The organism is Sphingomonas sp. GW821-FHT09E03 (assembly GCF_059416225.1).
On the sequence record NZ_JBWKOS010000026.1, the window covers coordinates 1 to 1,375 of the forward strand.

A 1,375-nucleotide genomic window follows, 5' to 3' on the forward strand; every position below is an offset into this window, starting at 1 on the left:
TGGGTCAGGTGCAATTCGCCCGGAGTACAAGCCGAACTGTTGGTAGTGGGCACTGGCTGCATTGCTGGATCATGAGCGCCGAGCTACCTCTGGGCGCCACAAGCAATTCATGTGAGATAACCTTGGCCAGTGATCACGACGATCGACAACCTCCGCGTTGGGTGGTTGCAGAGATGGCATCGCGCAGACTCACCAACTCCCATTTCGGATCGCTGCTAACCCTGAATGCAACTTGGGATCTGCTCATGTTCCTGTTTAGCAGGCGCCAGGCAGTGACTGTCTCCGATGCGTGCGCTGCGACCAGCGCGCCGCGGACCACGGCTATGCGCCACTTGGAGGAACTAGTGCAGAAAGGGCTGGTGGATCGACAAGGTGCGTTGACCGATCGCCGGATCCAGCTTCTTACTCTCTCGCCGACGGGGCGTGAACTCATGGAAGCATATTCGGTGAAGCGCACCCGGCTGGAGCAAAGCAGCCGACTTTGAAGCTGCAGGCTACTAGGGACCAGGCCTGCCAACACAACCAAATTGAGCGAAGTATCTGAATAGGTCGCGGGAATACACCCAGTCACAGGATTGTTACGTTTCGGACTTATTAAGCATTATGCCGTAACGGCATCGTGGCAGAGGCAAGAGGTGGGCCACGGTGCAGCGACGTTCTGGTATCCTGGCACGCATCAGACGTGATCGGCGCGGCAACACGCTGATGCTTTTCGCCATTGCGCTGCTGCCTCTGATGGGGATGGTGGGAAGCGCCGTCGATGCCAGCCGTGCTTATCTAGTGAAGTCGAGGCTGCAGCATGCCTGCGACGCCGCGGTGTTGGGCGGCAGGCGCAGCATGACAGGGCAGATCTTCGACGCCGCGGCCCGGGCCGCTGCCGATCAGTACTTCAACCTCAACTTTACGCCGGGCCGCTACGGCACCACCGGTCTCAGCATGCGCTACAACGTCGGCACCGACATGGTCGTCCATGGCGCGGCAGATGTCACGGTGCCGACCGTGATCATGGGGATCTTCGGCAAGCGCACAATCCCGCTGTCGGCCGTGTGTGAAGCGCAGCTGCAATTGCCTAACAGCGACATCATGTTCGTGCTCGATACCACGTTGTCGATGGCCGAGACAAATCCTGGCGACACGGTTTCGAAGATCCAGGCGCTGCGCCAGTCGGTGACGTCCTTCTACAACACCCTGAACAACGCGCAGGCAAGTGGCGCTCAGGTCCGCTATGGTTTCGTACCCTACTCGTCCACGGTGAACGTTGGTCTGCTGCTCAAGCCCGAGTGGATGGTGGACACATGGACTTATCAATCCCGAGAGCAGGCAGGTACGGCTGATACGAGCGCCGGCACGCAAGGCGCGACGATCACTACCAACG

Annotated in this window: 2 protein-coding genes; both read left to right on the forward strand. The window is 59.5% G+C overall.

What is annotated here, in order from left to right:
• Positions 1–485 (forward strand): MarR family winged helix-turn-helix transcriptional regulator (locus AC07M8_RS19605; protein ID WP_495175902.1); only part of this gene is annotated, 485 nt, incomplete at its 5' end.
• 160 nt (positions 486–645) lie between these two features.
• Positions 646–1,375: TadE/TadG family type IV pilus assembly protein (locus tag AC07M8_RS19610; RefSeq protein WP_495175903.1), on the forward strand; the 730-nt coding region annotated here is incomplete at its 3' end.